The organism is Nocardioides cremeus (assembly GCF_030518195.1).
Lineage (GTDB): Bacteria > Actinomycetota > Actinomycetes > Propionibacteriales > Nocardioidaceae > Nocardioides > Nocardioides cremeus.
This window is the reverse complement of record NZ_JAULSC010000472.1, coordinates 1-213: the sequence shown is the minus strand read 5'-3', so window position 1 is coordinate 213 and position 213 is coordinate 1. Positions and strand designations below refer to the sequence as shown.

Below are 213 nucleotides of genomic sequence, written 5' to 3'. Positions count from 1 at the left end.
CCCCAGCGAGTCGAGCACCGCGGCCCCGACCACGCACAGCGCCAGCAGCCAGACCAGGGCCACGCTCGCGTCCTCGGCCCGGCGGCCGGCCCCGGCCGCGCCGGCCGCGGTGCCGATGGCGCCGAGCAGCGACCCGAGCAGGGCGAGCACCGCCCACGGGCTGCGCATCCGGCGCCAGTCGACGGGTCGTCGCTGTGCCGGCGGCTCGGTGGG

At 80.8% G+C, this 213-nt stretch carries 1 protein-coding gene; it reads right to left on the bottom strand.

Features of this window, described 5'->3' with window-relative positions; all coding sequences use genetic code 11:
- The coding region (locus QWJ41_RS22615; protein ID WP_302710584.1) for a hypothetical protein at positions 1–213 on the bottom strand (213 nt) is incomplete at both ends.